Genomic DNA, 18,051 nt, shown 5'->3' on the forward strand with positions numbered 1-18,051 from the left:
GCCGCGCCCGGTGGGCACGGCCGCGACGAGCTGCGGGCACAGCGCCAGCGAGCGGATCCGATGGAACCGCAGCGAGGTGCGGTAGTAGGAGCGCATCCGCTCGGCGAGTTCGCCCGCCTCCTCGAAGCGTTCCTGGCCGACCAGCCGGTTCATCCTGCCCTGCACGCTGCGCAACACGGGCCGCACGTCGGTGAGCCAGCTCTCCTCGACCTCGGCCGTCACCGCGCCGTAGCGCTCCGCCGCTTCCCCGAGCTGGCAGGGCGCGAGGCAGCGGCCCATCTCGGCCAGCGCACAGGCCGGGCTCGCGCGGCGGGCCGACAGCCGGGTGGTGCAGCGACGCAGCCGGTACGCGTCGTAGAGGGTCAACGCGGCGTCATCGGCGGCCTCGCGGTTGGTGAACGGGCCGAAGTAGGTGGCCGCGTCGTCGCGGACCCGCGAGACGATCGAGAGCCGCGGAAACGCCTCATCGGTCAGCTTGAGCCACATCACCTTCCGCTGCCGCTTCGAGCGACGGTTGTAGCGCGGGGCGAGCGATTCGATCATCCGCAGCTCGCGCACCTCCGCCTCCAGGTCGGTGGCGCACTCGACGAACTCGACCGCTGTTGCGACGCGCACCATCTCGTGGATCCGGCCGCGCTTCTCCGCGGCGGAAAAGTAGGAACGGACGCGGCGGCGCAGATTCGTGGACTTGCCGACGTAGAGGGTTTCCCGGCGGGGCACGCCGTCGGCGTCGACCGAGTCGGTGACGAAGTAGTAGACGCCGGGCCGCTCGGGGCGGAGTGGGCCCAGACGCGCTTCGCGCGACGATCGGGGGAGACCTGCAGCGCGAACTCGGCCAGGTCGTCGAGCGTGTGGACGCCGAGGCTGCCCACCCGTTCGAGCAGGCCGTGGAGCACGTCGACGGTGGCGCGGGCGTCGCTGAGCGCCCGGTGGTTCGGCTCGGTGTCGGCGCCGAAGTGCCGGGCGAGCGTCGCGAGCTTGCAGTTGGGCACCTCGTCACGCAGCAGGGCCGTGCGGGCGATGGCGACGGTGTCGACGATCGTGGGGCGCGGCCACGCCAGGCCCAGCTCCTCGTAGCCGCGCCGCAGGAAGCCGGTGTCGAAGCGGGCGTTGTGGGCGACGAGCACGGCGCCGGCCGCGAACTCCGCGAAGGCGGGCAGCACCGTCGAGGCGGGCGGGGCGGACGCCACCATCTGGTTGGTGATCCCGGTGAGCACCTGGATCATGGCCGGAATGGGGGAGGAGGGGCGCACCAGGGACTGGAACTCGCCGAGCACGACCCCGCCGCGGACCTTCACCGCGCCCACCTCGGTGATCTCGCTGTCGGCCGCGCCGCCGGTCGTCTCGAGGTCGACCACCACGAAGGTCGCCTCGGACAGCGGCACGCCGAGATCGTCGAAGCTGGGTTGGAGAGGTCGAACTGCCATGCCCTGCACGCTACGACGCGCCTCAGACAGAACTGTCAGAGGCTTCCTGCAGAGTGTCGCCATGGCAACTCTCCATGTGGACTGCGCATCCTGCGAAGCTCGGGGCCCCGCATGCTCCGACTGCGTCATCTCCGTCCTGCTCGGCACGCCGGGCGTCGACTTCGAGGAAACCGAACGGGCCGCTCTGACGGTGTTGTCGCAGGGAGGGCTCCTGCCGCCCCTGCGGATGGCGCCACCGTCCGACGGCCGGAATGTGGAAGCTGTTTGAGTAAAGGCTGAGGAGAGCTTAGAGTTCTCTCAGACTTTGTTCAGCCTACGGAGGTCCCGTGAACCGAATCCGCGCCGCTATCGCCAGCGCTCTCGCTGTCGCCTGCCTGGTCGGCGGCACCGTGACCGCCGTGGCCGATCCGGACGCCGTCGCGAAGGCACAGGCCGAGCTGGAGCGCATCCAGCAGGAGTCCTCCGCGATCGATCAGGAGATCATCGAGGCGCACGAGCGCGTCGCCCAGGGGGAGACGAAGCTCACCAACCTGAAGGCCGACGTCGCCAGGCAGGAACAGCAGGTCTCGGATCTCGCCGCCCAGATGGGGGAGCAGGCCGCCGTCGCGCTCGAGGTGAACTCATTCTCGCTCACCGCGCAGCTGCTGACGTCCAGCGACTCGGACAGCTTCCTCCGTGGCCTCGGCGCCATGCAGGTGGAGACCGACCGCTCCAACGCCGCGGTGCAGCAGCTCCAGCTCGACCAGGCCAAGCTGACCACGCTCCGCGAGGACGCGACGGCGACACAGGCACAGCTCGAGAAGGACGCCGCCGCCAAGGAGGCCCTCGCCGTCGAGTTCGATGCCAAGGAGGCGGAGGCGCAGCGCGTCTACGACCGGCTCTCGGAGGAGGAGCGGCAGCGCCTCGCCGCCATTGAGGCGGAGCGGATCCGCCGCGCGGAGGAGCAGCAGCGACAGGCAGAGGCACGCGCGGCGGCCGGCGCCAGCCGGGACGAGGGCCGCGGCACCAGCGAGTCGCCCTCGGCCACCGCACCCTCGGAGGAACCCCCCGCGGCCTCGGGCGGCGGCTCCGATCGCGCCCAGGCCGCCGTGAGCGCGGCCCTCAGTAAGGTCGGCAGCCGCTACGTCTGGGGCACCTCGGGTCCCAACACCTTCGACTGCTCCGGCCTGACGAGCTGGGCCTACCGTCAGGTCGGCATCAGCCTCTCGCGCTCCTCGCGCGCGCAGTGGAGCTCGGCCGGTCGCAAGATCTCCAAGTCGGAGCTGCAGCCCGGCGATCTGGTGTTCTACTACAGCCCGGTGAGTCACGTCGGCCTCTACATCGGCAACGGCAAGATCGTCGACGCAGCCAACCCCCGCTCCGGCGTGCGGGTCACCAGCCTGAACTCGATGCCCTTCACAGGAGCCCGTCGCGTCGTCGGCTGACCACCGGACAACGAGGCCCCGCGGACAGGTACGCGGGGCCTTTTCTGTTGCGTGCGGGGCCTCGCTTGATCGATTAACTAGCGCTGACTAGGCGTCATGAAGGATCTCTGCCCCGCCTCCGCACGCCGCCTGAGGGTCTGATAGCCTCGGCGCAACGACCTGGCAACGGAGCACGGGTCCAGTCCTTTCAACGTCGAGGGATCACATGAGTATTAACGAAGTCATCGTCTGGATCTTGATGATCTGCATGGCCTTGGGCGGCATCGACCGCGCCATCGGCAACAAGTTCGGGCTCGGCGAGAAGTTCGAGGAGGGCTTCAACGCCATGGGGCCGCTGGCCCTGTCCATGGTCGGCGTCTACGCGCTGTCGCCCGTGCTGGCCAAGCTGCTCGGCCCGATCGTCAAGCCCATCTACGGCCTCATCGGCGCGGACCCCGCGATGTTCGCCGGCACGCTGCTCGCCAACGACATGGGCGGCTGGCCCCTGGCCCAGCAGCTGACCGACGACCCGAACGCGCAGATGCTCTCCGGCCTGATCCTGGGCGCCATGATGGGCGCCACGGTCGTGTTCACCATCCCCGTCGCGCTCGGCATCATCAAGGTCGACGACCGCACCTACCTCGCCAAGGGTGTCCTCGCCGGCATCGTGACCATCCCCTTCGGCGTCGTCACGTCCGGCCTCGTCGCGGGCATGCCGATCGGCTTCGTCCTGATCAACACCGTCCCGATCATCGTGGCAGCCGCGCTCATCGCGGTGGGCCTGTGGCTGATCCCCGACGGCATGACCAAGGGCTTCCTCTGGTTCGGCAAGGGGCTCGTGTTCATCATCTCGATCGGCCTGGTCATCGGCGTCTTCGAGACGCTGACTGAGGTCCAGATCATGCCTGCAGGCTGGGAACTGCTGCCCGTCACCGAGGGCCTCGCGATCGTCGGCTCCATCGGCATGATGCTGCTGGGCGCCTTCCCCGCGGTCCACCTGATCGTCACCTTCGGCGCGAAGCCGCTCGCCGCGGTCGGCCGCCTCATCGGCGTCAACAAGTCCGCCGCCGGTGGCTTCATCGCGACCCTGGCGAACAACATCGCCATGTTCGAGATCATGAAGGACATGGACAAGCGCGGCAAGATCCTCAACGCCGCCTTCGCCGTCAGCGCCGCCTTCGTCCTCGGCGACCACCTCGGCTTCACCGCCGGCGTGGCCCGCGAGATGATCGCGCCGATGATCGCAGGCAAGCTCGTCGCCGGCATCCTCGCCGTCGTCGTGGCGCTGCTCCTGTTCGCCCGCGCCTTCCCCGGCGTGAGCGCCGCCGACGAGGCCGCGGCCGAGGAGCCGGTCGAGGCCGCAGCGGCCGAGGAGGCCTGAGCAGATGCGGATCGCACGGGTCATCGGGTCGGCCGTCTCGACCATCAAGGCCGACTCCCTGCGCGGCAGCAAGCTGCTCGTGGTGCAGGACGCCTCCGTCAGCGATGAGCCGACGGGGGAGCCCTACGTCGCGGTCGACGCCGTCGGCGCAGGCGAGGGCGAACTCGTCCTCATCGCCTGTGGCAGCGCGGGCCGCTACACGCAGTGGACCGCCGATGCGCCCGTCGACGCCGTCATCCTCGCCATCCTCGACTCGCTCGAGGTCGGCGGCGAGACGACATTCCGCAAGAGCTGACCCAGACAACCGCTGAGTAAGGAGGTGTGATGAGCGGCAGGGACATGACGTCGGTGGGAATCGACGTGGGCACGACCACGACACAGGTGGTGCTGTCCGAGCTGACGGTGACCAACCAGGCCCGCATGGGCCTGGTGCCCCGCCTGGACGTGGACTCCCGTCGGGTCCTCTACCAGGGCGAGCCGCACTTCACCCCCCTCACCAGTCCCGACGAGGTCGACGTCGAACGCCTGGTGGCGCTCGTCCGCTCGGAATACGAGCGGGCGGGCATCGCCCCCGACCAGGTCGAGACCGGCGCCGTCATCATCACGGGGGAGACGGCCCGCACCCGCAACGCCGAGGAGATCCTGCACGGCCTCGGCGAGCTGGCGGGCGACTTCGTCGTCACCGTCGCCGGCCCCAACCTGGAGTCCCAGATCGCCGGCCGCGGTTCGGGCGCGGCACAGTGGTCGGCCGAGAACTTCGCCACCGTCGTGAACGTCGACATCGGCGGCGGCTCCTCGAACGCCGCGCTGTTCCGCTCCGGCGGGCACCTGGCGTCGGCCGCCTCGATGGTCGGCGGACGGCAGGCGACGCTCGACCCGGCCACGCAGCAGCTCACCCACCTCGCCCCGACCGGCAGGATCATCGTCGACCAGCTCGGCCTCGACCTTCGGGTCGGTGCAGTGCCGCGACTCAGCGAACTGCGGCGCCTCACCGACACCATGGCCGACATCGTCGTGGACCTCTGCCTGGGGCTCGAGCCGCCGCTGACGAAGCTCGCCGCGCTCAGCAAGCCGCTGGCGATCGAGGGACAGGTCTCGGCCTACTTCGTCTCCGGCGGCGTCGGGCAGCTCTACTACGACGAGGCGCCCGTCTCCACGCTGGCGGAGGTCGCGGCGTGGGGCGACGTGGGGCCGCTGCTCGCAGCCAGCCTCCGGGACAACCCGCGCTGGCAGCAGCTGCGCGTCGTCCGTCCGGCCCAGACGCTGCGGGCCACGGTGCTGGGGGCGGCGAGCCAGCAGGTGACGCTGTCCGGCTCGACCATCTGGGCCGAGGACAGCCATCTGCCGCTGCGCAACGCACCGGTCATCGAGCCGCGCGTCGAGATGACCGTGCCCCACTTCGACGACCCGGCCGCGATCGCGGTCGCGCTCGGCGAGGCAGTCGCGCGCTGGGACCGTGGCGCCGACCACGACGGCGACTTCGTCGTCTCCCTCAACCTTCCCACCGGCTCAGCTACCCGCAGCTGATCGCCGTGGCCACCGGCGTCACGGCCTTCGCCCGGCGCCAGCTGCCCGCGGGCAGGCCGCTGGTCCTGGTCATCGAGCAGGACTACGCGCAGGTCCTCGGCCAGACCATCAAGCAACAGTTTCCCGAGGTTCCCCTGATCGTCGTCGATCAGATCCACCTCGGTGAGGGCGACTTCATCGACATTGGTGAACCGCTCTTCGACGGGCGCGTGGTGCCCGTCTCCGTCAAGACGCTCATCTTCTACCAGGCCGCACCCGCGGCATGACAAATGGATCGAAGGATAAAACCGTGGAGATCACAACCCAGGGGGTGTACTGATGTTGTTGCGAACGAAGCTGTTCGGACACACCTATGAGTTCGCCGACCTCAAGGACCTGCTAGCCAAGGCCAATGAGGAGAAGTCCGGCGACCTACAGGCGGGAATCGCGGCGCGCAGCGCGGCTGAGCGGGTAGCCGCGCGGCACGTGCTGGCCGAGGTGCCGCTGAGCGCGCTGCGCGAGAACCCGGTCGTGCCGTACGACCAGGACGAGGTCACGCGTGCCATCGACGACGCCATCAACGAGACGATCTACAACGAGATCAAGGGCTGGAGCGTCGGCGATTTCCGCGAATGGATCCTCAGCAACAAGACCAGCGGCGCGGACATCGCCCGCGTCGGTCGGGCGCTGACCGGCGAGATGATCGCCGCGGTGACCAAGCTGATGGGCAACCTCGACCTCGTCGTCGCCGCCCGCAAGATCCGCGTCGTCACGCACTCGGGCAACACCATGGGCCTCGAGGGCACGCTGGCGTCCCGCCTGCAGCCCAACCACCCGACCGACTCGGTCGACGGCATCCGTGCCGCCGTCTACGAGGGCCTCTCGTTCGGCTCCGGCGACTCCGTCATCGGCATCAACCCGTCCGACGACTCCGTCGGCTCGGTCAGCCGCCTGCTGGAGATGACGTACGACATCATCCAGCGCTGGGAGATCCCCACGCAGAACTGCGTCCTGGCCCACGTCACCACGCAGATGGAGGCCCTCAAGCGGGGTGCGCCGTCGGGCCTGATCTTCCAGTCGATCGCCGGCTCGCAGAAGGCGATGGAGAGCTTCGGCATCTCGATCGACCTGATGGACGAGGCCTACGACCTGGCGAAGAAGTACTGCTTCACCGCCGGACCGAACTACATGTACTTCGAGACCGGCCAGGGCTCCGCACTGTCGGCCGACGCGCACAACGGCGCCGACCAGCTCGTGCTGGAGGCCCGCAACTACGCGATCGCCCGCCGCTGGAACCCGTACCAGGTCAACACCGTCGTCGGCTTCATCGGCCCCGAGTACCTCTACGACTCGGTGCAGATCATCCGCGCAGGCCTCGAGGACCACTTCATGGGCAAGCTCGCCGGCATCTCGATGGGCTGCGACGTGTGCTACACCAACCACGCCAAGGCGGACCAGAACAGCAACGACAACCTCGCTGTGCTGCTCGCCTCGGCAGGCGTCAACTTCATCATGGGCATCCCGATGGGTGACGACGCGATGCTCAGCTACCAGACGACCAGCTACCACGATGCGCCCGCGCTGAGGCAGGCCCTCGGGCTGCGCCCGCTGCCCGAGTTCGAGTCGTGGATGGAGGAGGTGGGCCTGTGGAAGGACGGCCAGCTCACCGACTGTGCAGGCGACGCGTCCTTCTTCCTGAAGAGGTGAACCGATGAGCATCGACATTGAACAGATCGTGGCTCGCATCCTGGCCGAACTGCGCCAGGAGGGAATGACGCCGACCGCCGCCGAGTCGTCGAGCGCCGCATCCGTCATCAAGCGGGACGGCGGTGAGCTCGTCATCGATCTCGCCGACCCGACCGAGGACGGCCCCCGTCACGCCATGGGCGTCGACAACCCGTACGACGCGGACGCGCTGCGGAACCTGATGGCCACCACCAGCGCCCGCCTCGGGGTCGGCCGCGCCGGGCCGCGCCCGAAGACCGGCACCGCGCTGCTCTTTCAGGCCGACCACGGCGTCACGCAGGACGCGATCTACGGCGTCGTCAGCGAGGAGGTGCGGGACCACTTCAACCTGTTCACCGTCACCTCCAAGGTGGCGGACAGGGCCGAGTTCCTGCTGCGACCCGACCTGGGCCGTCTGCTCAGCGACGAGTCGAAGAAGGTCATCGCCGAGCGGTGCACCAAGTCGCCCGACGTGCAGCTGTGCGTCGTCGACGGCCTCTCGGCCGCCGCCATCGACAACAACCTGCGCGACATCTACCCGGTGATCGAGCAGGGGCTGAAGTCGGCCGGACTGAGCGTCGGAACCCCGTTCTTCATCGAGAACGGCCGGGTCGGGATCATGAACGACATCAACTCGATCGTCAAGGCGAAGGTGATCGTCCTCCTCATCGGTGAGCGGCCCGGACTCGGGATCGCCGACGCGATGAGCGCCTACATGGGCTACGACCCGCAGCCCGGCAAGTCCGACGCCGACCGTGACCTGATCTGCATGATCACCACCCACGGCGGTACCAACCCGCTCGAGGCCGGCGCCTACATCGTCGAGTTCATCAAGCGGATGATCAACTACAGCGCCAGCGGAGTGAAGCTCCGCGAGGTTGCCGGAGACTAAGGAGTTCGACCATGGCAATCCTCGACCCTGTGAAGCCGTCCATCCTGGCGGTTCGCATCATCTCCAACGTCGACCGCGGCTTCGCTGAGAAGCTCGGCCTGACCTCCGACCAGCGGGCCCTCGGCCTCATCACCTGCGACATCGACGACTCGCTGTACGTGGCGCTCGACGAGGCGACGAAGTTCGCCGAGGTCGACGTCGTCTACGCGAAGAGCTTCTACGCGGGCTCCGGCCACGCGTCGGGCCCCCTCAGCGGCGAGATCATCGGCATGCTCGCGGGCCCGACGCCCGCAGAGGTCCGCGCCGGTGTCGACGCCTGCGTCGCCTACGCGGAGGAGGAGGCGTGGTTCTACTCGGCCAACGAGGCCGGCGACCTCGCCTTCTTCCCGCACCTGATCTCCTCCACGGGCACGTACCTGTCCAAGGAGGCGGGCATCCCGGTCGGCCAGCCCATGGCCTACCTGATCGCCCCGCCGCTGGAGGCGACCTTCGCCCTCGACCTGGCCGTCAAGGCCGCGGACGTGAGCGTGGCGACGTACTTCGAGCCGCCGAGCGAGACCAACTACTCGGGTGGGTGGCTCACCGGTTCCCAGAGTGCCTGCCGGGCGGCCTGCGCCGCCTTCCAGGACGCCGTCCTCGACGTGGCTGCGACGCCGAAGAAGTACTGAGGCCGATCCCATGACAACCCAGTCGATGGACAAGGACCTGCGATCCATTCAGCAGGCCCGCGACCTAGCCGTGGCGGCAAGGGAGGCGATGCGGTCGTTCCAGTTCGCCTCCCAGGCCCAGGTCGACCGGATCTGTGAAGCGATGGTCGAGGCCGCGATGCGTGAGGCGGGCCGGCTCGGCCAGCTCGCCCACGACGAGACCGGCTTCGGCTACGCGGAGCACAAGCGGCTCAAGAACGAGTTCGCCGCGCGCAACGTGTGGGACTCGATCCGCGACGTCCCGACCTGCGGCGTGCTGCGGCGCGACGACGCGTTGGGCATCGTCGAGATCGGGTGGCCGGTCGGTGTGGTGTGCGCACTGACGCCGTCCACCAACCCGACCTCGACGGCGATCTTCAAGATCCTGATCGGCGTCAAGGCCCGCAACGCGGTCATCGTCGCCCCGCACCCGTCCGCCGCCACCTGCACGGCCGAGGCCGTGCGCGTGATGGTGGAGGCGGGGGAGGCGGCCGGCATGCCGAGCGGCCTCGTCTCGTGCATGACCGAGCTGAGCATCCAGGGCACCAACGAGCTCATGAACCACTACGCGACGTCCATGATCCTGGCCACGGGTGGCCCGGGCATGGTCAAGGCGGCCCACAGCTGTGGGAAGCCCGCGCTCGGCGTCGGCCCCGGCAACGTGCCGGCCTACGTCGACCGCAGCGCCGACGTGGTGTCGGCGGCCGAGATGATCGTGGAGTCGAAGTCGTTCGACTGCTCGACCATCTGCGCCACCGAGCAGACGGTGATCGCCGACCGGCCGATCGCCGACCAGCTCAAGGCGGAGATGCAGCGTCGCGGCGCCCAGTGGCTCACCGCGGAGGAGGCCGACCGTCTGGCCGGGGCGATGTTCCGCCCCAACGGCATGATGATCGCCGACTACGTCGGCAGGACACCGCAGGAACTCGGCCGCAAGGCCGGCATCACGGTGCCGGACTCGACCCGCATCCTCGTCGCCGAACTCGGCGGCGTGGGCCCGGCGCACCCGCTGTCGCGGGAGAAGCTCACCACCGTGCTCGGCTGGATGGTCGAGGACGGCTGGAAGGCCGGCTGCGACCGTGCGGTGCAGCTGCTGAAGTTCGGCGGTGACGGCCATTCGCTCGTCATCCACTCCCGCGACGAGGAGTCGATCCTCGCGTTCGGCATCGAGAAGCCGGCGTTCCGGATCCTCGTGAACACGTGGGGTTCGCTCGGCGGCATCGGCGCCACGACAGGTGTCCGGCCGTCGCTGACGCTGGCCCCCGGCGGTATCGGCGGGGCGTCGGTCAGCGACAACATCACCGTCGAGCACGTGCTCAACGTGAAGCGGGTCGCCTACCACCTGCGTGACGCGCCCGCAGTGGCCCGCGCGCACGGCGGGGTCGGCGATGCGGCGACGACCCCGGCGACCACGCCCGGGTCTGCGTCGGATGCGGCCCGGATCGAGGAGATGGTCCGCCGGATCGTCACTGAACTGCAGGGCAAGTAGGAGGTAGCCGATGACCGATTCGCCACCACCCAAGGCGCCGACCAAGCGCCCACGTAAGGCTCCCGCGGCAGCAGCTGCGGGCACAACTGAAAAACCCACCACCCACGTGGCCGACGTCGTGTCGGCCCCCGACCCAGCACCAGTTACCCCAACTGTCACCACAACAAGGAGAACTCCCATGGCAGATGTCCAGATGATCGCGCTCGGCATGGTCGAGACCAAGGGCCTGATCGGCGCCATCGAGGCGGCCGACGCAATGGTCAAGGCGGCCAACGTCAAGCTCATCGGCAAGGAGCAGATCGGCGCCGGCCTGGTGACCGTCTTCGTCCGCGGCGACGTCGGCGCGGTCAAGGCCGCCACTGACGCCGGTGCGGCCGCGGCCGGCCGCGTCGGCGAGCTGATCTCGGTCCACGTGATCCCGCGTCCGCACGGCGACGTGGAGATCATCCTCCCGCACCGCGACTGACCCGTATTCCGATCCGACACCTGAGTGAGTAGCCATGCCCAAGACCCTCATCACCGCCGCTGACGTGGCGCAGGCAGTGGGCGGACGCCTGCTGGTGCCCGCCGACGCGATCATCACGCCGCTTGCGCGTGACGAGGCCGCCGACCGGGGCATCGCCCTCGTCGTCGACGAGGGTCCCCGGGCGCAGGCGGCGCGGCCGACACCGGCCGCCGGTGGGCTCGAGTCACAGGTGCGCGCGATCGTGACGGCGATGCTGGGTTCAGGTGGGGGCGGCCTGGCCGCCCCCACCGCGGGACCCCGCGTGAAGCTCGCCCGTATCGGCGAGAACCCGACGGCACCCTTCCCGTATCCCGGCCCCCCGCCGGGCATGCGCGTCGGCGCCGTCGATGTCGTCACCGGTGACGACGGATCCCCGATCGCCGCCGGCTACATGACCCTGACCGAGGGTTCCTTCCCGTGGACCCTCACCTATGACGAGGTGCAGATCGTGCTCGAGGGGGAGCTCCACCTCGGAGGCGACGCCGGCGACCAGATCGGCCGGCCCGGCGACGTGTTCTACGTGCCCAAGGGCTCGTCCATCACCTTCGGCACGCCGTCGTGGGCGAAGTTCGTCTACGTCACGTTCCCCGCCAACTGGGAGGAGCAGTTCTAGTGGTCGTCACAGAGGCGGACCTGCGCGAGCAGCTGCGACGCCCCACCGTCGGGGCGCAGGTCGTCGTGCCCGCCGGGTCGACGCTCACACCGTCGGCGAGGGACTTCATCAAGCAGTGGGCCCTGGTCGAGGTGACCGCGCCCGCGTCGGAAGCGACGCCGACCACGACGGAGCGGCCGGACGGCACCTGGGACCGCGCATCGCAGTTCCCCGTCGACCTGACGGGGGAGCAGCCGCGCTGCGTCTGCTGCGGAGCGCAGCCTGACAGCAAGGCCAGCTCGCTCACCCAGCTCAACGCCCACCACTACGCTCCCAAGACCCATCCGCGCATCAAGCTGCGCGGCAAGGTCGACTCCCTGCACTCGCTGACACTGATGGTCCAGGGGCTCGCGAGCCGCCGCGGCGAGGCCGGTCTGGCCGCCGCCCTCGGCTCGCTCGCCGCCTACTGCAGGGAACTGACCTCCGCCGAATACAACGAGCGACCGGCAGACCCGTTCGAGCTGCCCGGCTGGTCGAGCGACGAGCTGCACCGCGCCACCCATGACCCCAGCGGTGTCCTCGGCATCGAGCACCTCACCATCGACGGCGCCGACGACGAGCTGCAGCACTGGCTCAACATCGGCCGGTCGACCACCCGGGAACTGGAGATCTGCGCGCTCGAGACGTTCGACTCGCCGCACCATCCCTACGGCGCCAGCATCTGCCACGGCCTGAACCGGCTGTCCAGCGTCTGGTACTTCCTGCAGCTCGCGTGGAAGCGGGGTGGAGTCCTGTGACCTCCGCTGCCGTCAAGGCCACCATGAAGGCGGCCGCCAAGGCACTCAAGTCGCCGCAGCCGATCCCCGCCGACCTGCCCATCAAGCTCGGCGTCGACCTCGGCACCGCGTTCACCGTGCTCGTCGTCACCGACGAGGCCGGCACCCCGCTCGCCGCTGCCCACACCTTCGCCGATGTCGTCCGCGACGGCGTGGTGTGGGACTTCGCCGGCGCCCAGCAGGTGGTGCGGAACCTTCGGCTCCAGCTCGAGGAGGCCACGGGCCGCGAGCTGACCCGCGGCGCCGTCACCATCCCGCCAGGGGTCAACGCCGCTGACCACCGCGCCCACCGCTACGTCATCGAGGGCGCGGGCATCGACTGCACCGCCGTCATCGACGAGACCACGGCCGCGAACGCCGTCCTCGGAATCCGCAACGGCGCCGTCGTCGACATCGGCGGCGGGACGACCGGCGTCGCGATCCTGCGTGACGGCGAGGTCATCGCCAACATCGACGAACCCACCGGCGGCACCCACCTGTCGCTGGTGATCGCCGGCGCCTTCGGCATCCCCTTCGAGGAGGCCGAGAAGCGCAAGGTGAAGCCCCGGCTGCAGCGCGAGCTGCTGCCGGTGGTCCGCCCGACCCTGGAGAAGGTCGCCACCATCGTGCGCGATGCAGTCAGGGACCACGACGTCGACCACATCACGATGGTCGGCGGCACTGCGGCCTTCTTCGGCGCCGCCGACATCGTCGCGGACGTCACCGGCCGCCGCACCACCCTCGCCCCACACCCCATGCTGGTGACGCCCGTCGGCGTCGCGAGCTGGGCCGAGAATCTCACCCGATAGGAAGGCCCGCGCGCCATGGCACAGTCTGATTTCCAGCTCCGAGCGTTCTGCCACCTCGACCGGATCCAGCCGCAGTTCGCGGCCTTCGTCGGCTCGATCTCGGCCGGATCGCCGCCCATCGAAGGGATGAGCTGCCTCTACGTCGAGATGGCCCCCGGCAACTGGGTGTTCCGCGTCGTCGACAGCGTCCTCAAGGCCGTCGACGTCAAGCCCGGCGCCCAGGTCGTGGAGCGCCAGTTCGGCATGTTCGAGGTGCACTCCGAGAACCAGTCCGAGGTGCTGCGCGCAGGCGAGGTCGTCCTCGAGACGCTCGAGAGCCCCCTCGAGGAGCGCATCCGCCCGACGATCGCCTCCGAGCAGATCATCACCAACATCCATCCGCTGCAGGCCCAGATCCTGAACCGGATGAACCAGGGAACCATGATCGAGGGCGGCCAGACGCTGCTCGTCATGGAGGTCGAACCCGCCGCCTACATCACGCTCGCGGCCAACGAGGCCGAGAAGGCCGCGCCCGTGTTCCTGAACCACATGAGCTCCGTCGGCGTCTACGGGCGCCTGTGGATGTCGGGCACCGAGTCCGACATCGAGGCGGCCCGCGATGCAGCGGTCACCGCCATCAACTCCGTCACTGGACAGTGAGGAAAGTGCCATGGGACGAAAGGTCATCACCAAAGCGACCGTCAACGAGATGCTGGAGGCAGGGCAGCGCGAGTACCAGCTGACCGACAGCGATATCGTCACGGCGCTCGGCAAGGAATACGCGCAGGAGCGCGGGCTGCGGCTGATCCCGGCGGGCTCGGCCCCCGCGGCCGCCGCCGCGTCCACAGCTGCGGCCCAGGCCGGTGCCGAGGCGACCGCCGCCGAGATCCGCAGCCGCATCGTGGAGGCCCTGGGATATGAGCCGGAAGGCCTCGACGGAGCCATCCGTCGCGGGTTGCAGTGACCACTCCGCACGCCGTCTACCTGTGCCCCGTGCGGCACTGTCCGACGCTGTGGCAGCTGGCGCTCGGCCTGCTGCCGCATCTCGGGGGAGACGGTGGGAGGGTCGCGATCTTCCGCCCCATCGTGGCGGAGGAGGACGATCCGCTGCTGAACGCGCTGGCCGGTCTGCTGGGTGACCGCGCGGAGGTCGGCTGGGGCGTCACCGCCGACCAGGCGCTGCACGATCAGGGTGCGCTGGCACAGATCGTCGACCGCTACGCTCAGCTCGCCGACCGGCACAGCCGGGTGCTGGTGCTGGGCAGCGAATACGACTGTGCGCTCGCCCCCGTCGAGTTCGCCATGAACACCAGGGTGGCCGCCAACATCGGCGTGCCCATGCTGCTGGTCGTCGGCGCCGAGGCGGGCGAGGAGGACCTGCGCCGCCGTGCCGAGGTCGCCCTCGCCGAGGCCACCGGCAACCTGGCCCGCGTCCTCGGGATCGTGGTGCCGGGTGGCGGCGCGGTCGCCGTCGACCTGCCTGTACCGGTGGCGACGGTCGTCGACGTTCCGGCCGGCAGCAGCCTCGACGGTGAGCCGCTCGTCGCGCCCGACGGCGTCGCCGCACTGGGCGTCGGGGTGCCGTTGCTGGCGGACATGGCGCTGCGGAACCTGCTGCCCACCCTGCGCGACGACTCCGTCGTGATCTTCTCCGCCGACCGCACGGACGTGGCCGTCGGGCTGAGCGTCGCCGCCGCCAGCGGCCGCTTCCCGACCCCGCTCGGCGCCATCGCGGCCGGGCCCTGGCCCCTCGAGGCCGGTGTGGTCGACCTGTGGCGTGCCACCACGCCGAGGCTGCCGCTGCTGCGCTCCTCTCTGCCGCCCGCCGACGTCCGGCGCCGGGTCGCCGAGTCGGGGCGCGCGCCGCTGCGGATCACGGAGGCCATGGCCGCCGCCGCGCGCACCGCCTTCGGCGCCGACACGGCCCGCCTGCTGCTGGGCGCCGCGGCCGGTGTCGGCCGCGACGACGTCGTCACCCCGGCCATGTTCGAACACCGGCTGCTGCGGGCCGCCCGCGATGCCGACCGTCACATCGTGCTGCCGGAGGGGAGGAACCCCGGATCCTGCGCGCCGCCCACCGCCTCCTCGCGCTCGGTGTGTGCCGACTGACGCTGCTCGGCCGCCCCGCCACCATCGCGGCGACGGTCGCCGAACTCGGCGTCGACATCTCCGGGGCCTCCGTCGTCGACCCGACCACCAGCGAACTGCGGGAGCGGTTCGCCGTGCGCTACGCGGAGTTGCGGGCCAAGAAGGGCGTGACGCTGGAGCAGGCCCGGGAACGGGTCGCCGACGTCAGCTACTTCGGCACCATGATGGTGCTCGAGGGCCTTGCCGACGGCATGGTCTCCGGCTCGGTCAACACCACCGCGCACACCATCCGGCCGGCCCTCGAGGTCATCAAGACGCGCCCTGGCATCTCCGTGGTGTCGTCGGTGTTCCTTATGTGTCTGTCCGACCGGGTGCTCGTGTTCGGCGACTGCGCCGTCAACCCCAACCCGACCCCTGAGCAGGTCGCGGAGATCGCCATCAGCTCGGCCGAGACGGCCCGGCAGTTCGGCATCGAGCCGCGGGTCGCGATGCTGTCCTACTCGACGGGAGCGTCCGGCACCGGGCCCGATGTGGAGTCGACCATCGAGGCGACCCGGCTGCTCCGCGAGCGGGCCCCGCAGCTTCTGGTCGAGGGGCCGCTGCAGTACGACGCGGCCGTCGACCCGGACGTGGCACGCACGAAGCTGCCCGACTCGCCCGTCGCGGGGCAGGCGACCGTGCTGATCTTCCCCGACCTGCAGACAGGCAACAACACCTACAAGGCCGTCCAGCGCAGCGCAGGCGCGCTCGCGATCGGTCCCGTGCTCCAGGGGCTGAACAAGCCGGTCAACGACCTGTCCCGCGGTGCGCTCGTCTCCGACATCGTCAACACGGTCGCGATCACCGCGATCCAGGCAGGGATGCAGCCATGACCACCACGATGCGCGCGGCCCAGGTGCGGCGCTTCAACGCCCCGCTCGAGTTGGTGGACGTGCCGATCCCCACGCCCGGCCAGGACCAGGTGCTGGTGCGGGTGCGGGCCTGCGGCGTGTGCCACACGGACCTGCACACGGTGCACGGCGACTGGCCGGACAAGCCGCTCCTTCCCCGGATCCCCGGGCATGAGGTGGTCGGCGAGGTGGCCGCGGTGGGCGAGGACGTCGAACACCTCGCCCTCGGCGACAGGGTCGGCGTCGCGTGGCTCGGCCGCTCCTGCGGCCGCTGCGAGCAGTGTCTGTCGGGCTGGGAGACGCTGTGCAGCCACCAGATCCGCACCGGCTACGACATCGACGGCGGCTTCGCCGAGTACGCCCTGGCGGATGCCGGCTTCGCCGTGCGGCTGCCTGACCGCCTCGACTACGTCCAGACCGCGCCGCTGATGTGCGCCGGGCTGACGGTGTACAAGGGCCTGATGATGTCGGACGCCGAGCCGGGGGACTGGGTCGTCGTCTCCGGGGTCGGCGGCCTCGGCCACCTGGCCGTGCAGTACGGACGGGCGATGGGGTACCGCGTGGTCGCCGTCGACATCGACGACGCAAAGCTCGACCTCGCCGCCAGCCTCGGGGCGACCATGACGGTCAATGCCCGCGAGGTCGACGTGGCCGGATACCTGCAGCGGCGCATCGGCGGCGTGCACGCGGCGCTGGTGACGGCGGTGTCGCGCTCCGCGTTCGCCGCCGCGGTCGGGATGCTGCGCCCCGGCGGCACCGTGGTCCTCAACGGCCTCCCGCCGGGGGATTTCGGGCTGAACATCTACGAGATCGTCATGCGGGCCATCACGCTGCGCGGCTCCATCGTGGGCACCCGCTACGACCTCGGCAAGGCGCTGGAACTGGCGGCGCAGGCGGGGATCACCGCGACGGTGCACCCGGCGCGGCTGGAGGATGTCAACGACGTGCTCGAGGCGATGCAGACCTCGGGCCTCCCTGGCCGGACCGTCCTGGAGTTCTGAGGGGCGGGCGCCCGCTCACGCGTGGCGGGTGACGAACCTCCGCGACGTCTCCGCGATCAGGTCGGCGTCGTGGTCCAGGGTCGCGACGTGGAAGCTCCGCGTCAACGGCACCTGCTCCAGGCCACGGATCCGCTTCGTCAGCACCTTCGCCGTCGCACCGTCCACCACGTGGTCCTGCGTGGAGCGCAGCAGCAGCACAGGCGCGTGGACGTCGCCGAGTCCCCGCCGCGTCACCTTCCACAGATCGGTCATCGTCGCCAGCGACGTGACGGAGAACCGCGGGTAGCCCAGCTCCTCGACCCCCTCCTTCGCGATGTCGGAGGCGATCCCCGCCTGGGGAGGGAGCACCTTGTGCAGCAGCGACGCCACCGGGATCCGCCGGTCGGTGGTCGCGATAGCGGGGTTCACGAGGAGCACACCCGCCGGCGTGTGGCGCTGCGCCAGCAGGAGGGCCAGCGCCCCGCCCATCGAGAGACCGGCCACGAACACCCGTGCGCACTCCTGGGACAACTGCAGATAGGCGTCCTCGACGGCGCCGTACCAGTCCCACCAGCGGGTCCGGGCCAGGTCCTGCCAGGAGGTGCCGTGGCCCGGCAGCCGCGGCGCGAGGACGCGGGCTCCCGCGTAGCCGTCACCCGGTGCCGCGAGGGCCTCGGCCCAGGGGCGGATCGACTGGACGGAACCGGTGAAGCCGTGCGACACGACGATGCCGACCTTCCCGGTGCCCAGGCGCAGCGGACGGGCCTGGGGCCAGATATCGGGGCGCCCAGCGGCGCGGCTCGACTCGCTCATGGCCACGACAATAGGCCCGAAACGGCCCTCAGCAGGCGCGTCGCGGGCAACCCGAGGGCACTAGACTGCCC

At 70.1% G+C, this 18,051-nt stretch carries 20 protein-coding genes and 2 pseudogenes; 19 read left to right on the plus strand and 3 right to left on the minus strand.

The features are described from left to right. Window positions 1–573: 573 nt before the first annotated feature. Window positions 574–720, minus strand: a pseudogene (locus H9L22_RS18385) (GIY-YIG nuclease family protein); the annotation flags it as partial. Window positions 721–935: 215 nt separating this feature from the next. Continuing rightward, window positions 936–1,556: pseudogene (locus H9L22_RS18390) on the minus strand (exonuclease domain-containing protein); the annotation flags it as partial. Here H9L22_RS18390 and H9L22_RS02535 point away from each other — a divergent pair. The 19 genes from H9L22_RS02535 (at window position 1,489) to H9L22_RS02615 (ending at window position 17,188) form a co-directional block, all read left to right on the plus strand. Continuing rightward, window positions 1,489–1,695, plus strand: a complete 207-nt coding sequence (locus H9L22_RS02535; protein WP_187721468.1) for a hypothetical protein — start codon at window positions 1,489–1,491, stop codon at window positions 1,693–1,695. The pseudogene H9L22_RS18390 and the gene H9L22_RS02535 sit on opposite strands and share 68 nt — an antisense overlap. A gap of 58 nt (window positions 1,696–1,753) precedes the next feature. Next, entirely contained in the window at window positions 1,754–2,851 is a 1,098-nt protein-coding gene (locus tag H9L22_RS02540; protein WP_187721469.1) for a C40 family peptidase, read from the plus strand. A 205-nt stretch (window positions 2,852–3,056) separates the two neighbouring features. Beyond that, window positions 3,057–4,211: an ethanolamine utilization protein EutH gene (locus tag H9L22_RS02545; RefSeq protein ID WP_187721470.1), complete on the plus strand. Its 1,155-nt coding sequence runs from the start codon at window positions 3,057–3,059 to the stop codon at window positions 4,209–4,211. Between the two features lie 4 nt (window positions 4,212–4,215). Beyond that, the gene (locus H9L22_RS02550; RefSeq protein WP_187721471.1) at window positions 4,216–4,506 is read left to right on the plus strand and encodes a EutN/CcmL family microcompartment protein; all 291 of its coding nucleotides are present in this window, start codon (window positions 4,216–4,218) and stop codon (window positions 4,504–4,506) included. Window positions 4,507–4,535: 29 nt separating this feature from the next. Further along, on the plus strand, window positions 4,536–5,738 hold the full coding sequence (locus H9L22_RS02555) for an ethanolamine ammonia-lyase reactivating factor EutA (RefSeq protein ID WP_264292523.1): 1,203 nt from the start codon (window positions 4,536–4,538) through the stop codon (window positions 5,736–5,738). Between the two features lie 5 nt (window positions 5,739–5,743). Then, entirely contained in the window at window positions 5,744–6,004 is a 261-nt protein-coding gene (locus tag H9L22_RS19460; protein ID WP_264292524.1) for an ethanolamine ammonia-lyase reactivating factor EutA, read from the plus strand. Window positions 6,005–6,056: 52 nt separating this feature from the next. After that, entirely contained in the window at window positions 6,057–7,424 is a 1,368-nt protein-coding gene (locus tag H9L22_RS02560; RefSeq protein ID WP_187721472.1) for an ethanolamine ammonia-lyase subunit EutB, read from the plus strand. 4 nt (window positions 7,425–7,428) lie between these two features. After that, complete coding sequence (gene eutC / locus H9L22_RS02565; RefSeq protein WP_187721473.1) at window positions 7,429–8,334, plus strand: ethanolamine ammonia-lyase subunit EutC; 906 nt, start codon at window positions 7,429–7,431, stop codon at window positions 8,332–8,334. Window positions 8,335–8,345: 11 nt separating this feature from the next. Further along, window positions 8,346–9,002 carry an ethanolamine utilization microcompartment protein EutL gene (eutL, locus tag H9L22_RS02570; RefSeq protein WP_187721474.1) on the plus strand — a complete coding sequence of 219 codons (657 nt, stop codon included), beginning with the start codon at window positions 8,346–8,348 and terminating at the stop codon, window positions 9,000–9,002. 10 nt (window positions 9,003–9,012) lie between these two features. Further along, entirely contained in the window at window positions 9,013–10,509 is a 1,497-nt protein-coding gene (locus H9L22_RS02575; protein WP_187721475.1) for an aldehyde dehydrogenase family protein, read from the plus strand. Window positions 10,510–10,687: 178 nt separating this feature from the next. Next, on the plus strand, window positions 10,688–10,975 hold the full coding sequence (gene eutM / locus H9L22_RS02580; RefSeq protein ID WP_077685785.1) for an ethanolamine utilization microcompartment protein EutM: 288 nt from the start codon (window positions 10,688–10,690) through the stop codon (window positions 10,973–10,975). A 34-nt stretch (window positions 10,976–11,009) separates the two neighbouring features. Beyond that, a complete protein-coding gene (locus H9L22_RS02585; RefSeq protein WP_187721476.1) occupies window positions 11,010–11,627 on the plus strand; it encodes a cupin domain-containing protein in 618 nt (205 codons plus the stop codon). Continuing rightward, on the plus strand, window positions 11,627–12,403 hold the full coding sequence (locus H9L22_RS02590; RefSeq protein ID WP_187721477.1) for a hypothetical protein: 777 nt from the start codon (window positions 11,627–11,629) through the stop codon (window positions 12,401–12,403). Before H9L22_RS02585 ends, H9L22_RS02590 begins: the two co-directional genes overlap by 1 nt. Beyond that, the gene (eutJ, locus tag H9L22_RS02595) at window positions 12,400–13,230 is read left to right on the plus strand and encodes an ethanolamine utilization protein EutJ (protein ID WP_226966079.1); all 831 of its coding nucleotides are present in this window, start codon (window positions 12,400–12,402) and stop codon (window positions 13,228–13,230) included. The genes H9L22_RS02590 and eutJ overlap by 4 nt, the downstream gene beginning before the upstream one ends. Before the next feature lie 15 nt (window positions 13,231–13,245). Then, window positions 13,246–13,869, plus strand: a complete 624-nt coding sequence (locus H9L22_RS02600) for a hypothetical protein (protein ID WP_187721478.1) — start codon at window positions 13,246–13,248, stop codon at window positions 13,867–13,869. Window positions 13,870–13,879: 10 nt separating this feature from the next. Beyond that, complete coding sequence (locus H9L22_RS02605; RefSeq protein WP_187721479.1) at window positions 13,880–14,173, plus strand: hypothetical protein; 294 nt, start codon at window positions 13,880–13,882, stop codon at window positions 14,171–14,173. After that, on the plus strand, window positions 14,170–15,318 hold the full coding sequence (locus tag H9L22_RS18395; protein WP_226966080.1) for a hypothetical protein: 1,149 nt from the start codon (window positions 14,170–14,172) through the stop codon (window positions 15,316–15,318). Before H9L22_RS02605 ends, H9L22_RS18395 begins: the two co-directional genes overlap by 4 nt. Next, window positions 15,306–16,169: a phosphate acetyltransferase gene (pta, locus tag H9L22_RS18400; RefSeq protein WP_264292525.1), complete on the plus strand. Its 864-nt coding sequence runs from the start codon at window positions 15,306–15,308 to the stop codon at window positions 16,167–16,169. The genes H9L22_RS18395 and pta overlap by 13 nt, the downstream gene beginning before the upstream one ends. Further along, complete coding sequence (locus H9L22_RS02615; protein WP_187721480.1) at window positions 16,166–17,188, plus strand: zinc-dependent alcohol dehydrogenase; 1,023 nt, start codon at window positions 16,166–16,168, stop codon at window positions 17,186–17,188. The genes pta and H9L22_RS02615 overlap by 4 nt, the downstream gene beginning before the upstream one ends. Window positions 17,189–17,203: 15 nt before the next feature. Here the strand turns inward: H9L22_RS02615 and H9L22_RS02620 are convergent, their stop codons facing one another. Further along, a complete protein-coding gene (locus H9L22_RS02620; protein WP_187721481.1) occupies window positions 17,204–17,980 on the minus strand; it encodes an alpha/beta hydrolase in 777 nt (258 codons plus the stop codon). Between the last annotated feature and the right edge of the window lie 71 nt (window positions 17,981–18,051).

The sequence above is a fragment of the Tessaracoccus defluvii genome, assembly GCF_014489575.1.
Classification (GTDB): Bacteria; Actinomycetota; Actinomycetes; order Propionibacteriales; family Propionibacteriaceae; genus Arachnia; species Arachnia defluvii.